This is a genomic window from Kitasatospora sp. NPDC043950 (assembly GCF_056435345.1).
This window is the reverse complement of the sequence record NZ_JBWKER010000001.1, coordinates 192,441-215,339: the sequence shown is the minus strand read 5'-3', so window position 1 is coordinate 215,339 and position 22,899 is coordinate 192,441. Positions and strand designations below refer to the sequence as shown.

General features: G+C 74.3%; 24 protein-coding genes and 1 pseudogene. 11 read left to right on the top strand and 14 right to left on the bottom strand.

Annotated features, from left to right (window positions below; all coding sequences use genetic code 11):
* Positions 1 to 125: 125 nt before the first annotated feature.
* Together AC07BF_RS00825 and AC07BF_RS00820 are read left to right on the top strand one after the other, a co-directional pair.
* Positions 126 to 1,697, top strand: a complete 1,572-nt coding sequence (locus AC07BF_RS00825) for an APC family permease (RefSeq protein ID WP_400985074.1) — start codon at positions 126 to 128, stop codon at positions 1,695 to 1,697.
* Between the two features lie 115 nt (positions 1,698 to 1,812).
* Positions 1,813 to 2,871, top strand: a complete 1,059-nt coding sequence (locus tag AC07BF_RS00820; protein ID WP_478317584.1) for a Clp protease N-terminal domain-containing protein — start codon at positions 1,813 to 1,815, stop codon at positions 2,869 to 2,871.
* 190 nt (positions 2,872 to 3,061) lie between these two features.
* Here the strand turns inward: AC07BF_RS00820 and AC07BF_RS00815 are convergent, their stop codons facing one another.
* From AC07BF_RS00815 to AC07BF_RS00805, 3 genes are read right to left on the bottom strand one after another with little or no spacing between them, the layout of a single operon-like run.
* Positions 3,062 to 3,451, bottom strand: coding sequence for a roadblock/LC7 domain-containing protein (locus tag AC07BF_RS00815; RefSeq protein ID WP_063350516.1), 390 nt, complete (start codon positions 3,449 to 3,451; stop codon positions 3,062 to 3,064).
* Positions 3,448 to 4,470 carry a DUF4388 domain-containing protein gene (locus AC07BF_RS00810; RefSeq protein ID WP_363587513.1) on the bottom strand — a complete coding sequence of 341 codons (1,023 nt, stop codon included), beginning with the start codon at positions 4,468 to 4,470 and terminating at the stop codon, positions 3,448 to 3,450. The genes AC07BF_RS00815 and AC07BF_RS00810 overlap by 4 nt, the downstream gene beginning before the upstream one ends.
* The gene (locus AC07BF_RS00805) at positions 4,467 to 4,826 is read right to left on the bottom strand and encodes a hypothetical protein (RefSeq protein WP_363587515.1); all 360 of its coding nucleotides are present in this window, start codon (positions 4,824 to 4,826) and stop codon (positions 4,467 to 4,469) included. Before AC07BF_RS00805 ends, AC07BF_RS00810 begins: the two co-directional genes overlap by 4 nt.
* A gap of 141 nt (positions 4,827 to 4,967) precedes the next feature.
* On the opposite strand from AC07BF_RS00805, the gene AC07BF_RS00800 reads away from it, so the two are divergent.
* Positions 4,968 to 5,333 (top strand): hypothetical protein, encoded by a 366-nt coding sequence (locus AC07BF_RS00800; RefSeq protein WP_363587517.1) that lies wholly within the window; start codon positions 4,968 to 4,970, stop codon positions 5,331 to 5,333.
* A 368-nt stretch (positions 5,334 to 5,701) separates the two neighbouring features.
* On the opposite strand, the pseudogene AC07BF_RS00795 reads toward AC07BF_RS00800, so the two are convergent.
* From AC07BF_RS00795 to AC07BF_RS00785, 3 genes and pseudogenes are all read right to left on the bottom strand, one after another.
* Positions 5,702 to 5,832, bottom strand: a pseudogene (locus AC07BF_RS00795) (IS630 family transposase); the annotation flags it as partial.
* 14 nt (positions 5,833 to 5,846) lie between these two features.
* Positions 5,847 to 6,263, bottom strand: coding sequence for a DUF3592 domain-containing protein (locus AC07BF_RS00790; RefSeq protein WP_363587519.1), 417 nt, complete (start codon positions 6,261 to 6,263; stop codon positions 5,847 to 5,849).
* Positions 6,264 to 6,408: 145 nt separating this feature from the next.
* Positions 6,409 to 6,645, bottom strand: coding sequence for a DUF397 domain-containing protein (locus AC07BF_RS00785; protein ID WP_363587521.1), 237 nt, complete (start codon positions 6,643 to 6,645; stop codon positions 6,409 to 6,411).
* 364 nt (positions 6,646 to 7,009) lie between these two features.
* Here AC07BF_RS00785 and AC07BF_RS00780 point away from each other — a divergent pair, with 364 nt between their 5' ends.
* Complete coding sequence (locus AC07BF_RS00780; protein ID WP_363587523.1) at positions 7,010 to 7,447, top strand: hypothetical protein; 438 nt, start codon at positions 7,010 to 7,012, stop codon at positions 7,445 to 7,447.
* A gap of 204 nt (positions 7,448 to 7,651) precedes the next feature.
* On the opposite strand, the gene AC07BF_RS00775 is transcribed toward AC07BF_RS00780, so the two are convergent.
* The 4 genes from AC07BF_RS00775 to AC07BF_RS00760 form a co-directional block, all read right to left on the bottom strand.
* The gene (locus AC07BF_RS00775; RefSeq protein ID WP_363587525.1) at positions 7,652 to 8,914 is read right to left on the bottom strand and encodes an NAD(P)/FAD-dependent oxidoreductase; all 1,263 of its coding nucleotides are present in this window, start codon (positions 8,912 to 8,914) and stop codon (positions 7,652 to 7,654) included.
* Positions 8,915 to 9,056: 142 nt separating this feature from the next.
* On the bottom strand, positions 9,057 to 9,488 hold the full coding sequence (locus AC07BF_RS00770; protein WP_363587527.1) for a nuclear transport factor 2 family protein: 432 nt from the start codon (positions 9,486 to 9,488) through the stop codon (positions 9,057 to 9,059).
* A 6-nt stretch (positions 9,489 to 9,494) separates the two neighbouring features.
* Positions 9,495 to 10,298, bottom strand: coding sequence for an MBL fold metallo-hydrolase (locus AC07BF_RS00765; protein ID WP_363587529.1), 804 nt, complete (start codon positions 10,296 to 10,298; stop codon positions 9,495 to 9,497).
* Positions 10,299 to 10,415: 117 nt separating this feature from the next.
* Complete coding sequence (locus AC07BF_RS00760) at positions 10,416 to 11,696, bottom strand: MFS transporter (protein ID WP_363587531.1); 1,281 nt, start codon at positions 11,694 to 11,696, stop codon at positions 10,416 to 10,418.
* Positions 11,697 to 11,865: 169 nt separating this feature from the next.
* On the opposite strand from AC07BF_RS00760, the gene AC07BF_RS00755 reads away from it, so the two are divergent.
* From AC07BF_RS00755 to AC07BF_RS00740, 4 genes are all read left to right on the top strand, one after another.
* The gene (locus tag AC07BF_RS00755) at positions 11,866 to 12,963 is read left to right on the top strand and encodes a DUF5937 family protein (protein ID WP_363587533.1); all 1,098 of its coding nucleotides are present in this window, start codon (positions 11,866 to 11,868) and stop codon (positions 12,961 to 12,963) included.
* Between the two features lie 125 nt (positions 12,964 to 13,088).
* Complete coding sequence (locus tag AC07BF_RS00750; RefSeq protein ID WP_363631950.1) at positions 13,089 to 13,946, top strand: PhzF family phenazine biosynthesis protein; 858 nt, start codon at positions 13,089 to 13,091, stop codon at positions 13,944 to 13,946.
* Between the two features lie 83 nt (positions 13,947 to 14,029).
* Positions 14,030 to 15,298: a phosphotransferase gene (locus tag AC07BF_RS00745; protein ID WP_478332692.1), complete on the top strand. Its 1,269-nt coding sequence runs from the start codon at positions 14,030 to 14,032 to the stop codon at positions 15,296 to 15,298.
* Positions 15,299 to 15,307: 9 nt separating this feature from the next.
* Positions 15,308 to 16,213 (top strand): LysR family transcriptional regulator, encoded by a 906-nt coding sequence (locus AC07BF_RS00740; RefSeq protein WP_478332691.1) that lies wholly within the window; start codon positions 15,308 to 15,310, stop codon positions 16,211 to 16,213.
* Here AC07BF_RS00740 and AC07BF_RS00735 read toward each other — a convergent pair.
* The 3 genes from AC07BF_RS00735 to AC07BF_RS00725 form a co-directional block, all read right to left on the bottom strand.
* Positions 16,194 to 17,378, bottom strand: a complete 1,185-nt coding sequence (locus AC07BF_RS00735) for an MFS transporter (protein ID WP_478317589.1) — start codon at positions 17,376 to 17,378, stop codon at positions 16,194 to 16,196. The two genes, AC07BF_RS00740 and AC07BF_RS00735, sit on opposite strands and share 20 nt — an antisense overlap.
* Positions 17,379 to 17,510: 132 nt before the next feature.
* A complete protein-coding gene (locus AC07BF_RS00730) occupies positions 17,511 to 17,774 on the bottom strand; it encodes a ferredoxin (RefSeq protein ID WP_363587543.1) in 264 nt (87 codons plus the stop codon).
* Positions 17,771 to 18,988 (bottom strand): cytochrome P450, encoded by a 1,218-nt coding sequence (locus AC07BF_RS00725; protein WP_363587545.1) that lies wholly within the window; start codon positions 18,986 to 18,988, stop codon positions 17,771 to 17,773. The genes AC07BF_RS00730 and AC07BF_RS00725 overlap by 4 nt, the downstream gene beginning before the upstream one ends.
* A 622-nt stretch (positions 18,989 to 19,610) precedes the next feature.
* Here AC07BF_RS00725 and AC07BF_RS00720 point away from each other — a divergent pair.
* The 3 genes from AC07BF_RS00720 to AC07BF_RS00710 all read left to right on the top strand — a co-directional run bounded on the left by AC07BF_RS00720 (position 19,611) and on the right by AC07BF_RS00710 (position 21,856).
* Complete coding sequence (locus AC07BF_RS00720) at positions 19,611 to 20,696, top strand: S-(hydroxymethyl)mycothiol dehydrogenase (protein ID WP_363587547.1); 1,086 nt, start codon at positions 19,611 to 19,613, stop codon at positions 20,694 to 20,696.
* 73 nt (positions 20,697 to 20,769) lie between these two features.
* Entirely contained in the window at positions 20,770 to 21,399 is a 630-nt protein-coding gene (locus tag AC07BF_RS00715; RefSeq protein ID WP_400806008.1) for an MBL fold metallo-hydrolase, read from the top strand.
* 55 nt (positions 21,400 to 21,454) lie between these two features.
* A complete protein-coding gene (locus AC07BF_RS00710; protein ID WP_063350534.1) occupies positions 21,455 to 21,856 on the top strand; it encodes a pyridoxamine 5'-phosphate oxidase family protein in 402 nt (133 codons plus the stop codon).
* Positions 21,857 to 21,877: 21 nt separating this feature from the next.
* Here AC07BF_RS00710 and AC07BF_RS00705 read toward each other — a convergent pair whose 3' ends face one another.
* Positions 21,878 to 22,786: a phosphotransferase family protein gene (locus AC07BF_RS00705; protein WP_400806005.1), complete on the bottom strand. Its 909-nt coding sequence runs from the start codon at positions 22,784 to 22,786 to the stop codon at positions 21,878 to 21,880.
* Positions 22,787 to 22,899 lie beyond the last annotated feature (113 nt).

The window sequence follows — 22,899 nt, the reverse complement described above, 5'->3', positions numbered from 1 at the left end:
CGGCAGCCCAGCGGCCCAGCGGCCCGGAAGTCCTGCCCCCGGGCCGCCCGCCGAGGGCGGCGTTACGCTGAGACGACCAGATCCGTCCTCGCGGCCCCCGCTGCGCACTCAAGGGGGTGGGGCCAGTGCCGGCGTCCCCGACCAGCCCCCCGACCGGCGGTCCCCGTGACCGTCCGACGGGTTCCGGGGCGGGCGAGAAGGGCCTGAAGAGCGGCGCCCTGGGCCTGCTGTCCTCGGTGTGCATCGGCCTCGCCTCCACCGCCCCCGCCTACAGCCTCGCCGCGACCCTCGGCATCGTCGTGGTCGGGGTCGGCCTCCAGGCACCCGTCGTCACCGTCCTGGCGTTCATCCCGATGCTGCTGATCGCCTACGCCTACAAGGAGCTCAACGCCGCCGACCCGGACTGCGGCACCACCTTCACCTGGGCCGCCCGGGCGTTCGGCCCGCGCACCGGCTGGATGGGCGGCTGGGGCATCGTCGTCGCCGACGTCATCGTGATGGCCAACCTGGCGCAGATCGCCGGGGTGTACGGCTTCCGGCTGGTCGGCCTGGACTCGCTCGCGGACAGCCGGGTGTGGACGGCCACCGCCGGGGTGGTCTGGATCGTCCTGATGACCGCGATCTGTTACGTCGGCATCGAGCTGTCCGCGACCCTGCAACGCCGGCTGCTGGCCGTCGAGGTGGTGATGCTGGTCGCCTTCTCGGTCACCGCGCTCGTCAAGGCGTACGGCTCCGCCGCGCCCCCGACCGCCATCCCCGTCGACGCGTCCTGGTTCAACCCGTTCAACGTGCCCTCGACCTCGGCGTTCACCGCCGGCATGCTGGCCGCGGTCTTCATCTACTGGGGCTGGGACACCGCCGTGTCCGTCAACGAGGAGACCGCCGACTCCGCGCGCACGCCCGGCCGCGCGGCCGTCATCTCCACCGTGCTGCTGCTCCTCATCTACGTCCTGGTCGCCACCTCGGCGCAGTCCTTCGCCGGGGTCGGCGCGGACGGCATCGGGCTCGGCAACCCGGCGCACTCGGGGGACGTGCTGTCCGGCCTCGGTGACGCGGTGTTCGGCACCACCGGGATCGGCGCGGTGCTCAGCCGGCTGCTGATCCTGATGGTGCTGACCTCGGCCGCCGCCTCCACCCAGACGACGATCCTGCCCACCGCCCGCACCACCTTCTCGATGGCCACCCACCGGGCCATCCCGACCGGCTTCGCCCGGGTGCACCCGCGCCACCGGACCCCGACCTGGTCGACGGTCGCCATGGGCCTGGCGTCGATCGCCTTCTACGTCCTGCTCACCGCGATCAGCGGCAACGTGCTGGCCGACTCGATCGCCTCGGTCGGCCTGGGCATCGCCTTCTACTACGGCCTGACCGGCTTCGCCTGCGTCTGGTACTACCGCCGGGTCCTCACCCGCAGCGTCCGGGACTTCGTCTTCAAGGGCGTGCTCCCGCTGGTCGGCGGCCTGATGCTGCTGTACTTCTTCGCCTACGGCGCCTTCGACGTCTACGCCGATCCGGACTACGGCGCCACCTCGATCGACCTGCCGGGCGTCGGCCGGGTCGGCGGGGTGACGGTGATCGGGCTGGGCGCGCTGCTGCTCGGCGCGGTGCTGATGCTGGTGCAGCGGGTGGTGCAGGGGTCCTGGTTCCGCCACCCGGACGTCCCGGTGAGCGCCGCCGACCCGGCCTCCGCGCCCTGAGTTGCCGGTGCCCCGAACCGGCTGGTTCTGACGTTTCCTTGACGCGCAGTCACGTGTAAAGGACTAGCAAAGCAGGCATATAGTTCGGGCAAAGCATCGTGGTGGGAGGGGCCGGATGGAGACGACGCTGGAACCGGACTGGCGCACGCTCGGCGTCCTGGGCGCGGCCCGGGGCGCGCGCGGCGGGGGCGACGGCCGCCTCGGGACGGAACACCTGCTGGCCGCCGTCGCCGGGGCGAAGGGCCCGGCCGGCGAGGCCCTGACGGCCGCCGGGGCGACCGCGACCGCTCTGCTCGCCGTCCTGCGCGACCGCCAGGGCGGGGCCGACGCGACACGCTGGGACTCGGACGACGGGGCCGGTGCGAGCGTGCCGGCCCGCGACGCGCTCGGCCCGACCGGGGAGCGCGGCGTGCTGCTCAGCGGCGCCGCCGCCCGCGCCCTGACCGGTGCCATGGAGCGGGCCCGACAGGACGGCGAGCGGAAGTTCAGCGCCGAACACCTGTTGCGCGCCCTGCTCGCCGATCCGCGCGCCCGGGCCGCCGAACTGCTGCGCGCGGCGGGCGTCGCGCCGGGAGCGGTGCTGGAGCGACTGGCGGCGCCCGCCGGCCCCGACGCGCCGGACGGTCCCGGTGCCCCGGGCGCCCCCGACGACCGCGACGACCTCGACCCGCTGCTGCGCCCCACCCGGGACGCGCTGCTCGGCCGCACGCCGTACCGGCTGCCGCGCTGGAAGCGGCTGCTGGTACCCGGCTTCGCCAAGGTGAACATCGCGGCCGCGCCGATGGCCTGGGTCCGGCTGGAGGCCGACGGGCAGGCGCAGCGCCTCGGCCGCCGTGCGCCCGGCACCGAACACGTGCTGCTGGCCGTTCTCGCCGTGCACGAAGTCGCCTGCCGGCACCCGCAGTTGGCCGGCGAGGGCGGCGTCGACCCGGCCGAGCGGCACGCGGGCGGGGTGCGGCTGGCCCGGCTCGGCCTGGACTACGCCCGGGCCCACGCCGCGCTCACCGCCGGGCGGGTGCCGCTCGCGGCCGACCCGCGGGCGGTCGAGGCCTACCTGTCCGGCGCGGCGGACAGGCAGGGAACCGGGCCGTTGGTGGAGACGCTGCTCTCGGAGGAGACCCGGGCCCGGCGGCTGGTCGAGGCCCTGCGCGGCGACCGGCCCGATCACCCCTGATTGCTGTAACTGAACGGCGTTGGGACTAGGGCGTGTTTCATAATTCGCGTCGGATCAGCGCGCGGCGTTGGGCGCCCGGCTGGGCGTGCCGGCGAAGCGTCCTCGTACTGGGCCGTACTTGGACGTTTCGCCGGTGCGTCCAGGCGGGATGCCCGGCGTCGCGCGCCCGGCGGGAATTATGAAACACGCCCTAGACCGCGGGGACCATCCCGAGCAGCTCGCTCAGGCGGCGGACCGTGGCGGGCGACTCGCGGTGCAGGCCGGCGACGTCGAGGCCCTCGTCTCCCAGGATCATCAGCAGCGCCTGCTCCCCGATCGCCAGCACCACGACGTAGCCGCTGTTGCAGCGGGTGACCACGTCACGCAGGCCGCCCACGCCGACCTCGGCCGCGGTGCGCCGGCCGAGGCCGAGCATGGCGGCCGACAGGGCGGCGGCCGACTCGGGGTGGACGGCGGCCGTGTCGGCGGCCACCAACAGGCCGTCGGTGGTGGAGATGACACTCTCCGAGATGCCCATGACCCGGTCGCGGAGGGACTTCAACTCGTCGACCAGTACGGCGGTCGGTGTCTGGCTGCTCATGGTGCGCTCTTCTCACTCTGCTCGGTCGTCTCGGTACGCGCGGTGTGCTCGGCGCGGTGTGCGTTCGGTGGGCCGTCGGAAGCCGCCGCCGCTCCCTCGGATCGGGCGGGCCGGCCGCCGGGGCCGCCCGGACCACCCGCGCCGCGTCCGCTGCGGACGCGGCGCGGCAGCGGCCCGGTGTCGGCCGGCGGCGGTTCGCTCGTCGCTATGCGCGGGGCCACGCTCGGTGCCAGGGGAGCCGGGTGCGCCGGTTCCCGGTGGAGCAGGTGCCGGGCGTCCATCCGTACGACGTCGAGGAGTACCGCGAACACACCGCGTCCCAGGGCGAAGCCGAGGTCGCGCGCGGTGCGGCGGCCGGTGGCGGCGGCCAGGATCTCCCGGTAGCGGACCGGGATCCGCAGCGCGCCGGATTCGGCCCGGGCGGCAGGACGGATCCGGATGCGGGCCAGTTCGCCGGGCGGTCCCCAGAGGCGGGTCAGCAGGGCTGTCCGCCGGGCGGTCTCCGTGAAGAGCCGCTCCGGCTCGATGCCCGGGCGCAGCGCGATCCTGGCAGGCGGCGCAGCCTCGGCCGTCTCCCAACTGCCGGGCGGGCTCAGCACCAGGGCGAAGGCCCCGTCGAAGGCGGCGGCGGCGCAGACGGCTTCGAGCTCGGCGGCGCCGATCGACCCCTGAGCCACCAGGGCCGCGCCGAGGTCGCCGCCCCAGGTCGGGGGAGCGTCGGTCGGTCGGCCGACGGACGCGGCCACCTCGGCGGACGCCCACTCCTCCTCGCCGACGCGCCGGGACTTCAGCAGCAGGGTCGCGGCGGTCGGGGCCCCGGGGGTCTCGATCGCGGTGACCAGACCCTGCTCCAGGTGGATCGTGCCGCCCGGTGCGCTGGAGACGGTGACCGAGCCGGTGAACTCCGTCCGGCGCAGCGCGAGCAGCAGCGCGGGCACGTTGCGCGCGGTGGGCGGAGCCGGCGTCGTGGGAGCTGCGGGGATGGCGGGCGGCGCCGTGTCGTGGGACGGGTCGGTCATGCCAGCAAGTCCTGCGCGCGGTCGGCGGTCTGGCGGACGGCCAGCGCCAGGTTGGTCCGTTCCCGGTCCAGCACGGTGGCCAGCAGCAGGGGGTCGCCCTTCCGGGACACCACCTGGACGACCTGGTGATGGCGGGTGCTGGTGACCACCAGGCTCTCCAACTCGCTCTCCGCCCCTGCCTCGTACAGCCGCTCGCCGATCAGGTTGGTCAGCTCGGCGAGTTCGGCCCCGGTCCCGAGCAGCCGGTGGTCCCCGGCGGACTGGTAGCTGAGACCTGTGACGGCGTCGACGAGCGCGGCACCGACCACTCCGGGGGAGCCGAGCACATCGGAGAGGGAAGCTTCGAGTGCGCGCACCAGTACCCCTTCACGTTCTGAACCCCGGTAGCGTACTTTATTCCATCATTTTCACGAGGCGACCACAACCGGTGACTTCTTGCTATTTTGTTCCTGCACACGGGAGTTCTGCCCGGAAGTCACGCAAAGGACGAACAGCGCATGAACATTGACGACGCACTCAAGGACGCGATGGCCATCGAGGGGGCCATCGGAGTGGCTGTGGCCGACTACGATAGCGGCATGTCGCTCGGGTTCCTCGGCGGGGGGCAGCAGCTCGACCTGGAGATTGCGGCCGCCGCCAACACCGAGGTCGTTCGTGCGAAGATACGCGCCTTGGCCGCGCTGTCGATCGACGATGTCATCGAGGACATCCTGATCACCCTCGGCACCCAGTACCACCTGATCCGCCCGCTGACCCGCAGTCACGGCTCGCTCTTCCTCTACCTGGCGCTGGACCGCTCGCGCGCCAACCTCGCGCTCGCCCGGCACGGTCTCAAGCGCATCGAGGCCGCTCTCGACGTCTAGCCGAGGCGGCCGACGGCCAGGGTGTCCGCGCCCCGTCCGGAAGGCCTGCGCGGAAGCCCTGCCTGAAGGACTGCCCGAAGGCCCGCCCGGAGGGCCCGCGCGGGCCGCGTGTCGCGCGTGGAATTCCGGGCGGAGCGAATGCGGGACGTGACGAACCGGCTACGGAGATCCGTCCGTGGGAATCGGGCCTCGAATATCGCCGGTGTGCGCCGACCATGAAAATGCGTGACTTTCCGATGACTGCGCGTCATATTCGCCCCGGCTGTTCCGGCCGGCGCCGGAGCGCCGGAATACCGTGGTCGAACCGCCGGAGCGCCGGTGTTTCGGCGGTGCCGCGGAATCGGCTCGACCACGCCGCGCGCGGCACGAAGGCGCGCCGCCGAGATCCGGCGGCGGGAGCGTCCCCGGACGCGGACGACGGGTGTGTGTGTCCGCGCTGGCCCCAGGTGCGGGCGCGCGGCGGCGTCATCGCGAACCCGGCCTCGTTCTCGAAGACGATTCAGGCGGGCAGCCTCACAGGACGGCGACCGCCAGTGTGATCGCGGCCAGCACCATCAGCAGCCCGAGCGCCACGAAGCCGTACTCCAGGGGTCTGCGCTCGCGGCCTTCCACCAGGACCTGCCGGGGGTCGGCCGGGTCGTAGCGGACCTGCACGTGGCCGCCGTCCGGCAGCGGGTGGCGCGGGGTGGACGGGACGGGGGAGAAGACCTCCACCACCCGGCCGTCCTCGGTCTCGAACTGCAGCAGCGGGCGCGGCGGCAGCGCGCGGTCCTCCGGGGCGGGGACGCGGGCGCGCACCAGGGCCAGGGCCGGGACGCCGACCCGGCGCAGCCGCCGGAGGTCGCGTAGGCCGACCACCCCGGCGAGGTAGGCGACCACGCCGCCCAGGCCGCCGAACACCACCACGGCGAATCCGGCCGTCCCGCCCACCGCGCCTCCCTGTCCGAATCGCCCCCGGACACCCCAGTATTGCCGACCGCAGGGACTCCTGACGCCTGGAACCCGCCCAGTTCACGGCGGAGCCCCGCCACTCCGGAAAAAGGGGTGACGGGGCCCTCAGGGCATCGCGCGTACGTCAGACGTCGCCGAACTCGCCGGTACGGACGGCGGCAACGAAGGCCGCGAAGCCATCGGGGGAGAAGGCGAGGGCCGGGCCCTCGGGGTCCTTCGAGTCGCGGACGGGGACAACACCGGGGACGTTGGCGGCCACCTCTACGCAAGCGCCGCCGTTGTCGCTGTACGAAGACTTGAACCGCTGAGGCTCGGTGGTCGCGGTAGATCCTCTCTTGGTTTCCTGCCTGTGTTGAAACACCAGGATGAGACCAGGGTGGCCTACGACGGGATCGTCGAGCTCTGTGCGTTGATGTTCACTGGCCGACGGTCCAGAAGAAGTTGATCAGCGTGACGGCCGCTCCGCACAGGATCGCGGCACCGTACGGTCTTGCCCGGGACGCGCGGTTGGGGTCAGTATCGATCACGGCTTGGTCCTCCTGTCGGCGTGTGGACGTGGCTCGTCCGACAGACAGGTGCACCGACCGAGTCCCTCCGCGACCGCAGACGGCGACCCCATCGGGACGGGGCGATGCGCCGGAGGTCGGGAATGGCCGCGACATACCATCGCAGTGAATACGAAGCGCCAGGCCGAGATTCCGGCACCGGTGTGAGGGAGGGCCAGGATGTTCGGTTCGCAGAAGAAGCTCAACGATCTGATGGCGCAGCTCAGGCCCGACCTGAGTCGGGAATCGCTCGGTGTCGGGCCCGACTTCCCGGGCGTCGCCCCGAACCCGTTCCTGAGCAGTGATGCACGGAAGCGCAACGCGGAACTGCGTACGGGGGCGCTTGCGCTCGGCGTTCTCGTCGACTGGCGGGAGGTCAACAGCAGTCCGCGCGTGGTCCTGATGCTCGACGTGGAGACCGCCGACGGCATCTCGTTCCGCGGTATCGCGGACGAAGGCCTCACGATCACCGAGCTCACCCGACTCGCCCCAGGACAGACGTTTCCCGTGCGCTACCGGCCGGCCGTCATGGACCACTACGTCGCCCTTGCCCGGGACGCGGACCCCGTCCACGTGCAGCAGCTCGCTGACGAGATCGCGAGCCGCAAGCGGACCTGACCCGAAGCCATTGGCCGGATCCCTGGAAGCCTCTTGAAGATCCTGCTCTGGCTGCCCGACTCACTCCGGATCGCCGGTAAGTGTCGATCAGGTCGAACTGGTACAGGCCGGGCGTGCTTTCAACAGCTTCATCAGGGAGCGGTCGGCCAGGAGACCCCGCCACTCCGGAAAGGGGTGGCGGGGTCCCAGGGCAGCGCGCGTACGTCAGACGTCGCCGAGCGGGGTGTCCGGGTCGGCCAGCGCCTTCGGGTCCACCACCCGCCTGGAGCGCACCAGTTCGCGGATCGGGTCGGTGACGTCCCAGACGTTGACGTTCATCCCCGCCAGCACCCGGCCGTCGGCCAGCCAGAAGGCGATGAACTCGCGGGTGGCCGGGTCGCCCCGGAACACCACCTGGTCGTAGCCGTCCGGTTCGACGTAGCCGACGTACTCCAGGCCGAGGTCGTACTGGTCGCTGAAGAAGTACGGGATCCGGTCGTACACCGCGTCCGGGTGCCCGAGCATCGCGCGGGCGGCGGTCTGCGGCTGGTTGACGGCGTTGGCCCAGTGTTCGACCCGCAGGTGCGTGTCGAACAGCGGGTGGTAGGCGTTGGCGACGTCGCCGGACGCGTAGACGTCCGGGTCGGAAGTGCGCAGCTGCTGGTCGGTCTTGACGCCGTTGTCGATCTCCAGCCCGGCGGCCTCGGCCAGGCCGGTCGCCGGGGTGATGCCGATGCCGACCACCACCGCGTCGGCCGGCACCGTCGTGCCGTCGCCCAGCCGCACGCCGCTCACCGCGCCGCCGGAGCCGGTCAGTTCGGTGACCTCGACGCCGAACCGCAGCTGGACGCCGTGGTCGCGGTGCAGATCGGCGAAGACCTGCGCCACCTCCCGGCCCAGCACCCGCAGCAGCGGCAGTTCGGCGGCCTCCAGCACCGTCACCTCGGCGCCGGCCTCCCGGGCGGCGGCCGCCACCTCCAGGCCGATCCAGCCCGCGCCGATCACCGCGACCCGCGCGCCCGGGCGCAGCACGGCCTTGATCCGGTCGCTGTCCTCGACCCGGCGCAGGTAGAGCACGCCGTCCTGGTCCGCGCCCGGCACCGGCAGCCGGCGCGGGGTCGAGCCGGTGGTGAGCAGCAGCTTGGCGTACTCGATCCGGCCGTCGTCGGTGAGCGTCACGGTGTGTCCGGCCGGGTCGATCGCGGCCACCGCCGTGCCCAGCCGCAGCGTGACGTCCTGCTCCCCGTACCACTGCGGCGGGTGGACGTAGATCTTCTCCCGGGGCGTCTTGCCGAGCAGGTACCCCTTCGACAGCGGCGGCCGCTCGTACGGGCGCTCGTGTTCGTCGCCGATCAGGACGATGCCGCCCCGGTACCCGGCCTCGCGCAGCGCCTGGGCGGCCTTCGCGCCTCCCAGGGACGCCCCGACGATCACGATCGGCCGCTCGCGCCCGCCGTCCTCCGCCGTTCCCGCCGTGCCCGTGCCCATGCTGAACTCCTCGCTCTCCGGCCGGAATCAGGGGCCAGCCTGCCGCCGTCCGGATGGCGTGTCGAGGGCGTGCCGGGCGCGCCGCGCCATGCTCCCCCTTACGGGTGAACGCGAACCGCTACGGGCGCGGTCAAGGAATTCGCTACGGGGTCATGGCCTCCCGGACCAGCGCGGTGTCGGCGAACTGCTCGAAGCGGACGATCCGGCCGCCGCGCACCGTGAAGTGGTGCGCGACCCGCACCGCGAGCGGCTTTCCGGTGATCTTGTGGACGGCCGTGTAGCGGGCCAGCACCACCACGTTCTCGCCGTCGACCACGTAGGTGTCGTCGTGCGCCGTCCAGTTCTCCCAGGCGGCGGCCAGGCGCTCCATGACGTTGGCGGTGACGCCCTTCGGGGTGCGGTAGGTGCCGGCCAGCGGGAAGCCGGCCATCTCGGTCCACTCCACGTCGTCGGCGAGCGTGGCGCGCAGCGCGGCCAGGTCGCCGTGGGCGGAGGCCAGGTACTGGCGGCGGACCACGTCGGCCGGGGCGGAGGACTCGGCGAACGAGGCGGTGTCCCTCGGGATCTCGATCATCGTCGCTCAGCCCCAGGCCATCTCGCCCATGGCGACCTTGGTGCCGAGGTCGACGGCGATCTTCAGCCCCAGGTCGGGGAAGCGCCGTTCCAGCGCCTCCTTCGCGGCGGTCGCGTCCGGGGCCCGGCCGATCTCGGTCTCGAAGGCGCGCAGGTAGTCCCGGGTGTGACGGACGGAGGTGAGGTCGGTGGCCGCGCCGGCGGTGCGGTGGCCGGCCGCGACGAACTCCGGTTCGAGTGCCTCGATCCCGTCCAACAGGTCGATCCAGGCGGCGCGTTGGGCCGGTTCGGGGGTGTCGGCCGTCCACACGTGCAGGCCCTCGAAGAGCAGCACGCCGCCGAGCACGGCGCGGTGGTGGTGCTGCCAGAGGTAGTGCCGGTCGGGCAGGTGGAAGTCGGCGCCGCGCAGCTCGAACCGGTGCCCCTCGAAGACGAGTTCGTCCCCGTGCAGCAGCTCGGGCCGGACCAGCCGGGTGGGCAGCTCCGGGCCGAGGTGGGCCCAGGCCTTGAGCTTGCCCTCGAACGTCTCCTGGATGTGCTCGACGGTGGAGGCGGTGGCCAGGAACCGTGCCTGGGGGAAGGCGTCCTGGACCTCCTGGGCGCCGAAGTAGAAGTCCGGGTCCCCGTGGCTGACGAAGACCGCGGCCAGCCGCTTGCCGGCGGCGCGGATCCGCTCCACCAGCCGGCGGCCGTCGGAGCGGGTGAACCCGGCGTCCACCAGCAGGGCGTCCTTCGGGCCGGTGACCAGGACGGAGGTCTTGTTGAGCGAGCTGTCGGGGCTGTCGATGATCTCGAAGTCGAGAGCACTCATGGGTCTGTTGTCCTTCCTGCTGCCGGGCACGCCTCGCGGCCAGCATCGGCCTTGCGGGTGCGCTCCGCATCCGGAGGAGGGGCGGGGCCGGGCCCGATCCGACCCGCGCCGTGGGCGTCAGGTCCTCGGGGCCAGTCGCAGCACCGCGAGCGCCCCCAGCAGGGTCGCCCCGGCCAGCACCGGCCACAGCACCCCCGGACCGGCCGCGAGCAGCGCCATCAGCGCCGCCGGCGCCGCCGCCCGGCCCACGCCCGAGGACAGCTCCCAGCGCGCCAGCGCCCGCCCCAGCAGGTGCGGCGGGGCGGCGGCCGTCACCAGGGCCGTCCCCGCACCGGTGTAGAGGATCTCGCCCAGCGTGAACACCACCGAGACCGCCGCGACGCCCGCCGCGCCCGCCGTGCCGCCCAGCGACCCGACCGCCCAGTACCCCAGGTAGGCCAGGGCCAGCGTCACCCCCGAGGCGGCCAGCACCGCCCGCCGCGAACGGTCCGCGAGCCGCAGCACCAGCACCAGCTGCAGCGCGATCACCAGCACCGTGTTGCCCACGAACACGCCCGACGACCACGCCGGGGAGGCGTGCAGGTGCAGCACCAGCAGCGCCGGCAGCGCCACCTCCAGCACGTCGAAGCAGAACGCGTACGGCAGGTTGGCGAGGCTCAGCAGGCTGATCCGCCGCAGCGACTCGCCCTGCTCCCGCACGTCCACCGCCCGGTCGGCGGCCCGCTGCGGCGCGCGCACCCGCAGCGACAGCACCAGCGCGGCGGCGGCCAGGCAGGCCGCGCCCGTCACCCCGGCCAGCACCCGGATCGCGCCCGCCCCGCCGGTCACCACCAGCGTGGCCAGCAGCGCCCCCGCGCCCAGTCCCGCGTTGCGCAGCGACCGCCCGGCCGCCAGCGCGGCGTCCCGCAGGCGGCCCTCGGTCAGCGTGCTGACCACCGCCGCGTGCGTGGTCGGCCAGGACTGGCTGCCCACCCCGATCAGCACCGACGCCGCCACGAACCCCGGCAGGCCGTCCGAGACCAGCAGCGCCAGCGCGCCCGCCGCCCGCACCGCCAACGTGGCCGCCGCCGGCAGGGTCCGGGCGCCGCGGTCGATCCACCGGCCGGTCAGCGGCACCACCAGCAGGCCCGCCACCATCCCCGCCGACATCGTCAGCCCCGCCGCCGCCGCGCCCAGGTGCAGCACCCCGATCCCGTACAGCAGCAGGAACGGCCGCAGCAGGCCGGAGCCCACCGCGTCCACCACCAGCGCGGCCGCGTACCGGGGCCCGCCCGCTGCGGTCAGCAGCCGCAGCAGCGTGGACGGGCCCCCGCGGCTCGCACCGATCGGCGGGGCCGGCGGCACGCCGTCGCGGACGGCGGCGTGGTCATGGACGGACTTCTCCTGGATCAGGCTCATGGCCGGTACCGTCCGCCCTGCCCGGCCCGCCGGGCACGTCGATTGACGCTAACCGTCAATCGACGCGGGAGCGGATCCGGGCGGGTGGCAGGATCGCCGTCGTGAGCGAACCGATCATCGAGAGGCGCGGGTGGGCGAACGCCCCTGCCGGGAGGAGCACGGCGGGCGCATGAGCGTGACCATCGACATCACCGGCCTGCCGGACGAGCGCCTGCTCTTCACACCGTCCCCGCTGGGCGAGCTGACCGCGATGCTGGACGTCCTCGCCGAGCCCGCGCACCACCCCGCGCTGCACGGCTGGGCGTCCAGCACCGCCGCGACGATCCCGCCGGAGCTGTCCGAGCGGCTGCTGGAGGCCGACTTCCTCTGGCGCTCCTCCCGTGCCGACTTCCTCGTCCCCGGCCTGCCCGGCGCCACCCTGGCCGCCGAGCTCGACGCCGTCGACCGGATGGACGACGAGCTGTACGTCGCCGCCGCCCTCGTCACCACCTGCGGCGCCTCCCGGCCGGCCCGCCGGGCGCCCTCCCCGCTCACCGACCCGGTGGCCAACGAACGGGCCCGCGAACTCGCGCTCGCCCGGGGCCCCCGGCAGGCCGCCTTCGCGGACCGGCTGCTCGCCGACCCGCCCGCCGTGCGGGCCCTCGTCCGGCGGATGCTGGAGGACTGCGAGTCCGCGTTCTTCGCCGACGCCTGGCAGCGCGTCCTGCCCGCCCTCGCCGCCGACGCCCGGCGCAAGGCCGATCTGCTGGCCCGGCGCGGCCCCGCCGAGGCGCTGGCCGCGGTCTCACCCTCCGTCACCCTCGACCAGAGCGCCGACGGGCGGCGGCGGATCGTCATCGACAAGCTCCAGGACAACGCCACCAGCGGCACCGAGGGCGGCGGCGTCACCCTCATCCCCACCGCCTTCGGCCGGCCCCACCTCGTGGTGGTGTACACCCCCGGCTGGCGTCCCGTCCTCCAGTACCCCGTCGCCGAGGCGGGCATCCCCGAACCCGTCTCGCTGGCCCTCGTCCAGCAGCGGCTGGAAGCCCTCGCCCACCCCGTCCGGCTGCGCCTGGCCCGCACCATGGCCCGCGGCGCGCACACCACCGGCGAACTCGCCTCCACCTGGCAGCTCAGCGCGCCGGAGGTGTCCCGGCACCTGGCCGTCCTGCGCAAGGCGGGGCTGCTCATCACCCAGCGGCGCGGGCGGTACATGCTCTACCAGCTCGACCTGTCCGGCAGCGCCCGGCTCGGCTCGGACTTCCTGGAGGCGTTGCTGCGGTGACCGGTGTCGTGGTGACCGGCGGGCCGGCGGACCGGCAACGGGTGAGCGGCAACGGGTGAGCGGGAACAGGTGAGCGGGAACAGGTGAGCGGGAACAGCGGGGGAGCGGAACGCGTTCGTCCGGGCATGACCGACGACGCCTCACCCCGCATCCTGCGCTACGCCGCCTTCACCACCCGCCCCGAGGGCGGCAACCCGGCGGGCGTCGTACTCGACGCCGCAGGCCTGACCGACGAGCGGATGCTCGCCATCGCCGCCGAGCTCGGCTACTCCGAGACGGCCTTCCTGACCGCGGGAGCGACCGAAGGCGCCTACGGAGTCCGGTACTTCAGCCCGCTCACCGAGGTGCCGTTCTGCGGCCACGCCACGGTCGCCTCCGCCGTCGCGCTCGCCGCCCGCACCGGCCCCGGGCAGTACGTCTTCACGACGGCCGCGGGCGAAGTCCCCGTCCAGGTCGACCAGGACGCGGAGGGCGTGCTGCGCGCCACCCTGACCAGTGTCGAGCCGCAGGTGGAGGACGTGACCGAGGCCGACGTCGACGAAGTCCTCGCCCTGCTCGGCTGGGCCCGCACCGACCTGGACCCGACCCTGCCGCCCCGGATCGCCTACGCCGGCGCCCGTCACCTCGTCCTCGCCGCCGCCACCCGTGACCGCCTGGCCCGCCTCGACTACGACTTCGACGGCCTCGCCGCCTACACCCGGGCCCGCGACCTGGTGACCCTCCAACTCGTCTGGCGCGAGGCCGCGGACGTCTTCCACGTCCGCAACCCCTTCCCGGTCGGCGGCGTCGTCGAGGACCCGGCCACCGGCGCTGCCGCGGCCGCCTTCGGCGCCTACCTGCGGGAGCAGGGCGCGGCGGCGGCCCCGGCGGTGCTGACCCTCCACCAGGGCGAGGACCTGGGCCGCCCGGGCGTGCTCCACGTGGAACTGCGGACGGCGGACAGCCGGATCCGGGTGTCCGGCGCGGCGGTGGCGATCCCGTAGCGCGAACGCGATCGGCCCGGTCCCGGCCCGAGGCGTCCGGAAATTCGCTCGCGTACCGGGCCCGGGTGGGCGAAGCTGCCCGGATGCAGCGAGCGAGCGAACGCACCGTCACGGTCCATCTCACCCACGGGGCCGAGTACTTCGGCGCCGTGGGCCCGTTCCAGGCGGCGGGCGGGTGGTGGTCGTCGGTGGACGGGGTGGGGGCGCGGACGGCCGAACTCGCCGGGGTGCCGGTGCTGGTGCTGCGGCTGGTGGAGGGGCGGGGCGAGCAGGGCGGGCGCGGCGGGCACGGTGGGCAGGTGTGGTACCACGCCGAGGCGCTGGAGCGGCCGACGGCCGTCGAGGCCCGGCCGCTGGACGCCGGGACGGCCGCGCTGCTCGGCCCCGCCGAGCGCCGCGCGGCCTGGGCCACGCCGGCCGGGTTGGGGGAGGCGCTGGCCTGGGCGGAGGCGGAGCTGGCCGGGGCGGGCCGTCCGGTCGCCGGCCCGGCGCGGCAGATCCGGACCTGGAACCTGTCGGGCCTCCTCCGCCTCCCGACGGCCACCGGCCGTGACGCCTGGCTGAAGACCACGACGCCCGCCTTCAACGCCCGGGAGGGCGAGGTGATCGCGCTGCTCGGCGGCGTCGACCCGGGCCTCGTGCCGCCGGTGCTGGCCGCCGACCCGGCGGGCGGATGGCTGCTGCTGGACCACGTGCCCGGCGAGGACTGCTGGTCGCCGTCCCTTGACACCGTCGAGGAGGTGGTGCCCCGGCTGGTCGCCGCCCAGGCGGCGCTGGCCGCCGACGGGCGAGCGGCGAAGGCCGGGCTTCGCGACCGGACGCCCCGCGCCCTGCTCGCCCAGGCGCAGGCGCTGCTCGACCGGCTCCCCGGCGAGACCGACCTGACGCCCGGGGAACTGGCCGACGTCCGCCGACTGGTCGCCGAACTGCCGGCGCTGCTGGAGGAGTTGGCGGCCTGCGGCCTCCCCGAGACCCTGGTGCACGGCGACTTCCACCCCGGCAACTGGCGCTCAGACGGCGAGCGTCCGGTGGTCGTCGACTACGCCGACTCCTGCCTCGGCCACCCCGCCCTGGACGGGCTGCGCCCGCGCGCCTACCTCGCGCCGGAGCGCTGGCAGCACCTCGTCGAGGTCTGGCTGAAGGCCTGGAGCGAGCACGCGCCCGGATCCCGGCCGTGGCGCGCGCTGGAGCTGGTCGAGCCGCTGTACCACCTGTCCTACGCGCTGCGCTACCAGGAGTTCCTGGACCACATCGAGGAGAGCGAACGCCCGTACCACGCCGGCGACCCGGCCGCCGAGCTGCGCGCGGCACTGGCCTGCGGCGTTCCCGACCTCACAGGTCGGAACACCTAGACTGCCGGGGTGGATCGGACGACGCCAGGCCCCGTGCTCCCGGAGCTGCCGCTCCAGGAACTGGAGTGCTTCTCCGTCCTGGTGCGCCAGTTGCACTTCGGGCGGACGGCGCAGCTCCTGGGCGTCTCGCAGGGCCGGGTCTCCCAGCTGATCAAGCGGCTGGAGGGCCGGGTCGGCGCCCCGGTGTTCGAACGCACCAGCCGGCGGGTCGAGTTGACCGAGCTGGGGCGCGAGCTGGCCGAGCAGGTGGTGCCCGCCGTCGACCGGCTCCGGGAGGGCTTCGAGGCGACCCGCGCCCGGGCCGCCTCGACGGACCGGCCGCTGCGCCTGGGGTTCCAGTGCGCCGTGTACGAGCCGGTGGCCAGGGCGATCGCGGGCCTTGCGGAGGGGGCGGCCCAGCTCGTCGAACTGTCCTGGGGCGATCCGTTCTCCCACCTGGGCCGGGGCGAGGTCGACCTGGCCATCGTGCTGTCCCCGTGCCGGGAGGACGGCCTGCGGGTGCTGCTGGAGTTCTCGCGGCAGCCGATGTATGTCGCCCTCTCCGCCGGGCACCGCCTGGCCGGGGCCGCGAGCGTCTCGGCGGACGAACTGGCCGGGCTGGCGCTGATCGAACCGCGTGGGCCCGCCCCGGACTACTGGCGCCGGGCGAACGCCCCGCGGCGGACGCCGGACGGGCGGGAGCTGGCCTACCCGGCGGGCGCGGCCACGCTCCAGGAGGGGCTGTCGACGGTGGCCAGCACCCGCCTGGGGCTGCTGCTGTGCGAGGCGAGCACGGCGTACGTCCAGCGGCCGGACATCCGCTATCTGCCGGTGCCGGGCCTGGAGCCGTCCACGCTGCTGGTGGTGCAGGGCGAGCGGCCGCCGCACCCGCTGGCCGGGGCCTTCGTGCGGGCGCTCACCGCCGTGGGCGCGTGACGGCGGCGAGCAGCAGTCCGGCCGCCGTGATCAGCGACGCCGTGAGGAGCACGGCGTGGGTCCCGGCCCGGTCGATGACCAGGCCGCCGGCGAGCGAGCCCAGCGCGATGCTCGCGTTGAACACGCCCGCCCACAGCGCCGCCGAGGCCTCGATCCGGGTGGGGTCGGCGATCCGGACCCAGGTCTGGGTGGAGATCGAGACCCCGCCGTACGAGGCGCCCCAGACGACGAGCGCGATCAGCACCGCCACCACGCTCCCGGTGAGGAGCGGCAGGAGGGCGGTGGCGAGCGCGACGCCCGCGAGGGCGGTGGTCACGGCCGCCTTGGGGCGCCGGCCGGCCGCCGGGCCGAGGGTGAAGTTCCCGGCGACGCCGGCCAGTCCGTAGACCAGCAGGCAGGCGGCGATGACGCCGCTGCTGAGGCCCGCGTCGAGTTCGAGCACCGGCCGTACGTACGTGTAGCCGGTGAAGTGGCCGAGCACGACCAGCGCCGTGACGGCGAGTCCGGCGGCGACTCCCCGGCTGCGCAGCGCGTCCGCGATCCGGTCGAGCCGGCCGCGCTCGTGGACGGGGAGGGCGGGGAGCGTGCGGGCGAGGACGGCGGCGGACACCGCGCCGAGCAGGGCGAGGGCCCAGAACGCGGAGCGCCAGCCGAGCAGCGCCGCGAGGTAGGTGCCAAGGGGGACGCCGAGCACCGAGGCGATGGAGACGCCGGAGAAGATCAGCGTGGTGGCGAGCGCGATCCGCGGCCCGTCGGCGAGGCGTGGGCCCAGCCCCGCGGTGATGCCCCACACGACGCCCATCGCGAGGCCGAGCAGGACACGGCCGGCGGCCAGCACGGGGTAGTCGGGGGCGAGCGCGGTGAGCGCGTTGGCCAGCGACAGCAGCAGCATGAAGGCGACCAGCACGTGCTTGCGGTCCCGGAGCCCGATGAGCGCGGGAACGAACGGGGACAGGGCGGCGGCGAGGAGCCCGGTGATGGTCAGGGAGAGCCCGGTGACGCCGTCGGAGACGCCGAGGGTCTTCGAGACGGGGGTCAGCAGCCCCACGGGCATCATCTCGGCGGAGACCACGGTGAAGGTGGCGAGGGCCACGGCGGTGATCGGTGCCCAGCGGGGCGGGCTGCCGGGGGCGGTCGGGGGCGCGAGGGTGTCGGCGTCGGTCATGGAGCCAGCCCATCAGCCGCGCCGAGGGCGGAACAAGATCGATGAGCTCATCCGTCGATTAGCCTGGCTCATCGATCCAGGGATGCCCCCGGCGCCGCCGGCCGTGGTGCGGCAGGCGGCGCCGGGGCGCGGTCACTCCGGCGGGGCGATCCGGTAGCCGCCCGCGGCCGAGTAGAGGGTCAGCGCCTCGACCGGGCAGAAGTCGACCGCGTCGGCCAGTGCCTCCGTCAGCTCGGCACCGTCGGCCGCGTAGTCGGCCACCGGCTCGGCCAGCCCGTCGGCGCCGAGTGCCAGCGAGCCGGGGGCGCTCAGGGCGCACATCCCGGAGCCGATGCAGCGGTCCCGGTCGACCCGGACGACCACCGCGTCGGCGCCCGTCCCCGGGGTAGCCGTCACCAGGCGACCTGGAGGGTCTCGGGGCTGCGGGTGAGCAGGCCCTTCCGCCAGTCGATCTCCTCGACGGGCCCGGTCAGGCGCAGCGAGGGCAGCCGGCGGGCCAGGCGGTGCAGGGCGAGTTCGAGCTCCATCCGGGCCAGCCAGGCGCCCAGGCAGTGGTGCGGCCCGGCCCCGAAGGTCAGCATCGGCGCGGCCAGCGGGGAGAACAGCTCGGTGAGCAGGTCCCCGGTGAAGACCGACGGGTCGTGGTTGGCGGCGCCGGTGTCGGCGGCGACGACGCTGCCGGCCGGGATGACCACCCCGCCGATCTCGACGTCCTCGATGGTGCGGCGCAACAGGCCGGGCAGGTGCTTGGCGTCGCCGAGCGGGACGGCGCGCAGGATCTGCTCGGTCGCGGCGGTCGCGCTGGCCTCGTCGGCGGCGAGCCGCTGCCAGGCCTCGCGGCCGTCGGCGAGCAGGTAGACGAGCGCGTTGCCAAGGCTGGTCATGGTGGTCTCGTGGCCGGCCACGACGAGGCCGATGACCAGCGTGACCAGCTGCCGCTCGGTGATCGATCCGTCCTCGGCGGCGGCCGCGAGCAGGCTGCTGACCAGGTCCTCGCCGGGGTCGGCGCGGCGCTCGGCGATCACGGCGGCGCCGAAGCCGGCGAACTCGGCCATGGCGGTGGCGATCTCCTCGGCCGTGTAGGCGGTGGCGGAGAGCGCGTGGTCGCTCCAGTGCGCGAGCTTCTTGCCGTCCAGGTTGTCCAGCCCCATCAGCCGGCTGATCACGTGGACCGGTAGCGGCCGGGTGTAGCCGGCCACGATGTCGGCGGGGGAGCCGTGGTCGATCAGCTCGTCGATCAGGGCCTCGACCACCGAGGCGACCCAGGGCCGCCAGCGGGCGATCGCGCGCGGGGTGAAGGCCCGCTGCACGGTGCGGCGCAGCCGCTGGTGCTCGGTGCCGTCGATGTTCAGCAGGCCCTGCGGGTCGTCGAGGATGTTGGGGATGGCGGTGATCGGCGGCGCGTCCGGCTCGTACAGCGGGGCGCGGCCCAGGCGCGGGTCGGTCAGCACCTGCCGCACGTCCGCGTGGCGGCTGACCAGCCAGACGGGCGTGCCGGTGGGCAGCGCGGCGAGCCGGGGCGGGCCGGGCTCCAGGCTGCGCAGGCAGTGCAGCGGGATGAGCGGGACGGTGCCGGTTCCGGCACCGGTCGCACTGTTCTCGGCGGACATCCGTACTCCAGACTCCAGGGCGGGGGGCCGCGCGTGACGGCCCGACGGGGGGTGGAACCGGGATGGTGCGGGGACGGGTGGGGCGGGCCGGCGGGCGGCTCGGCCCGGGCCGGGTCCGGCGGACCGGGACGAACGGCGGATCGGGTGGGACGAACGGCGGATCGAAGGCGGAAGCGAAGGCGAACGCGGACCGGAACGGGGGATGGCGCGAATCGTGCGACGGCGTACGGTCGGTACGCCTCGGCGCGGACGGCGCGCGGTGGCGCACCGTCGGGTGGGGCGGATGTGCTGAGCGTGGTCGCGTGGACCGCTTCTGCTACGACCGTACGTGGGCGGTGGCGCGCGCGTCAGCGGCACTTCCAGCCAACGGCGCTCCTTTCCGGGCACTTCGAGGCACGCTGACGGGCGCTCGGCGCCGCCCGCGCGCCCTGCCCTGCGGGCCGCGCCGGGGGCCCGGCGGATATCTCGACGGCATATGACGCCCGCGCGGCAGGTGCGGTGAGCCGGATCACCGGGCCCGCCCCGTCGGTGCCCGTCGCTACGGGCGCTACGCTTCGTGGGCAGTCGTTTGTCGCAGGTCACGCCGGTGCAGAGCCGCATCGGCCGACGGAGGTGGAATCGGATGGCCCAGCAGGTCAAGGCAGTCATCGCGCGCGCCAAGGGCGCGCCCGTGGAGGTGACCACGATCGTGGTGCCGGACCCGGGGCCGGGCGAGGCGGTGGTCAAAATCCAGGCCTGCGGGGTCTGCCACACCGACCTCCACTACCGCGAGGGCGGCATCAACGACGAGTTCCCGTTCCTGCTCGGGCACGAGGCGGCGGGCGTCGTCGAGTCGGTCGGCGAGGGCGTCACCGAGGTCGAGCCGGGCGACTTCGTCGTCCTCAACTGGCGCGCGGTGTGCGGCCAGTGTCGCGCCTGCCGGCGCGGCCGCGCGCAGTACTGCTTCAACACCCACAACGCCAAGCAGAAGATGACGCTGCTGGACGGCACCGAGCTGTCCCCGGCGCTGGGGATCGGCGCGTTCGCCGAGAAGACCCTGGTCGCGGCCGGCCAGTGCACCAAGGTCGACCCGGCGGTCTCGCCGGCCGTCGCCGGCCTGCTGGGCTGCGGTGTGATGGCGGGCATCGGCGCCGCCATCAACACCGGGGGCGTCGGCCGCGGCGACTCGGTCGCGGTGATCGGCTGCGGCGGCGTCGGCGGCGCGGCGGTGATGGGCTCGCGGCTGGCGGGCGCGGCGAAGATCATCGCCGTCGACATCGACGACCGCAAGCTGGAGACGGCCCGCAAGCTCGGCGCCACCCACACCGTCAACTCCCGCAGCACCGACCCGGTCGAGGCGATCCGGGAGCTGACCGGCGGCAACGGCGCGGACGTGGTGGTCGAGGCGGTCGGCCGCCCGGAGACCTACAAGCAGGCCTTCTACGCCCGCGACCTCGCCGGCACCGTCGTCCTGGTCGGCGTGCCCACGCCGGAGATGACGCTGGAGCTGCCGCTGCTCGACGTGTTCGGCCGCGGCGGCGCGCTGAAGTCCTCCTGGTACGGCGACTGCCTGCCCTCGCGGGACTTCCCGATGCTGATCGACCTCCACCTCCAGGGCCGCCTGGACCTCGGCGCGTTCGTCACCGAGACCATCGAACTCGACGCGGTGGAGCAGGCGTTCGAGCGCATGCACCAGGGCGACGTGCTCCGTTCGGTCGTGGTCCTGTGAGCGAGCGTAGCGAGCGAACCATCGAGAGGTGCGCATCGGGCGAAGCACCTGCCGAGCGAAGCGAGGTGGGCGCATGAGTCCGCGCATTGACCGGCTGGTGACGGCCGGGACCTTCGAACTCGACGGCGGCAGCTGGGAGGTGGAGAACAACGTCTGGATCGTCGGCGACGACGAGCAGGCGGTGGTGATCGACGCCGCGCACGACGCCGACGCGATCGAGGCCGCGCTCGGCGGGCGCCGGCTGCTGGCGATCGTCTCCACCCACGCGCACAACGACCACATCGACGCCGCCCCGGCCCTCGCCGCCCGCACCGGCGCGCCGATCCTGCTGCACCCGGACGACCTGCCGCTGTGGAAGCTCACCCACCCCGACCGTCTCCCGGACGGCGAACTCGCCGACGGGCAGCGGATCGAGGTGGCCGGCACCGAGCTGACCGTCCTGCACACCCCGGGTCACGCCCCGGGCGCGGTCTGCCTGTACGCGCCGGAGCTCGGCACCGTCTTCACCGGCGACACGCTGTTCCACGGGGGCCCGGGCGCGACCGGCCGGTCGTTCTCGCACTTCCCGACGATCATCGACTCGATCCGTGAGCGGCTGCTGTCGCTCCCGGCCGAGACGGTGGTCCGCACCGGCCACGGCGACCCGACCACCATCGGCGCCGAGGCCCCGGCCCTGCCGGACTGGATCGCCCGCGGGCACTGACGATGAACGGCCCCCGGAGCACTGCGCGTGCTCCGGGGGCCGTAGCATCGCGATCATGGCCCATGATCCCCGCGACCTCGACGACGCCTTCCTCGCCTTCTGGCGGGAGCGTCACATCGCCACCCTGACCACCGCTCGCCCGGACGGCTCGCCGCACGTGGTGCCGGTCGGCGTGACGTACCAGCCGGAGACCGGGACGGCCCGGGTGATCACCAGCCGCACCAGCCGCAAGGCCCGCAACGTGGCGGCGGCCGGCCCGCAGGGCCTGCGGGTCGCGGTCTGCCAGGTGGACCGGGCACGCTGGTCGACCCTGGAGGGCGTGGCCGTCGTCCGGGACGAGCCGGAGCAGGTCGCCGACGCCGAGCGGCGCTACACCGAGCGCTACCGCGAACCCCGGGCGAACCCGGACCGGGTGGTCATCGAGATCGCCGTCGACCGCGTCCTCGGCCGGCCCTGAGAGCCCTGCTCCCGGGCTTCCTCACGCGTGGCCCGCGCCCATCCTGAGCGCGAGCTCGCGGGCGTGGTCGGCCGCCGCCGGGCCCCGGCCGGCGTCGGGCGCCTCGGAGAGGAAGACGAGCGCCAGCATCAGCGCGGCGTCCAGCCGGCCCACGACCAGGCACGGATCGTCGTCGGCCGGGGCGGTCGCCGTCCTCGCGTACCCGCTGCGGACCGCCGCCGGGTCGAGGTCGTTCTCCGGGTACCGGGCGTACTCGACGAGCCGGCCGAACTCCAGGGCCGGGGGCCCGAGCAGGGCGTTCGACCAGTCGAGCAGGGCGACCGCCCGCCCCTGGTGGCGGCGGATGTTGGCGCTGCGCACGTCGAGGTGCAGCAGGCTGTCCTCGGTGAAACCGGCGAGGTGGCCGGCGATCAGGGAAGCGGCCGGCGGCTCGGGCCAGTCGCAGACGCGGCGGCCGATCTCGGCCCAGCGGCGCCCGATGCGTGCGGCGATCGCCGCCGCCGTGCCGGTTCCCTCCGCCGCGACGGGCCTCAGCTGCGGCGGCGGCACCCGGTGGAGCCGCGCGAGGAGGTGACCCAGCTCGAAGGAGTCGAGGTCCGAGCCGTCGTCGGGGACGTAGGCGGACAGCAGTACGTCGGGGGCGGCCGGGTCGTCCGCCAGGACGAGCTCCCTCGGCTGCGCGACCGGCAGGCCGTGGGCGGCCAGGTGCTTCGCGATGGCGTACTCCTGCCGGAGCAGGGTCCGGGTGTCCACGTGGGGGTCGTTGGCGTTCGACTCGAACCGCTGGCGCGCGAGCCGCACCGCGACGGGCTGCCCGTCCCGCGCCTGCGCCCGGAACACGGAGAACTCCAGTCCCTGGCCGACGAGTTCCAGGCCGCTCAGGCCCCACCGCTCGGCCAGGTCGTCCAACGCGGCGAATCGCTCACTCATGTGCACCTTCGGGGTTTCGCGGTCGCAGGTCGGCCTGCGTCTTTCACCACCAGTGTGAAGGCGCCGGGCGGGCACGTCAGGCGTTCACCGGAGACAGCGCGGGATGGCGCGGG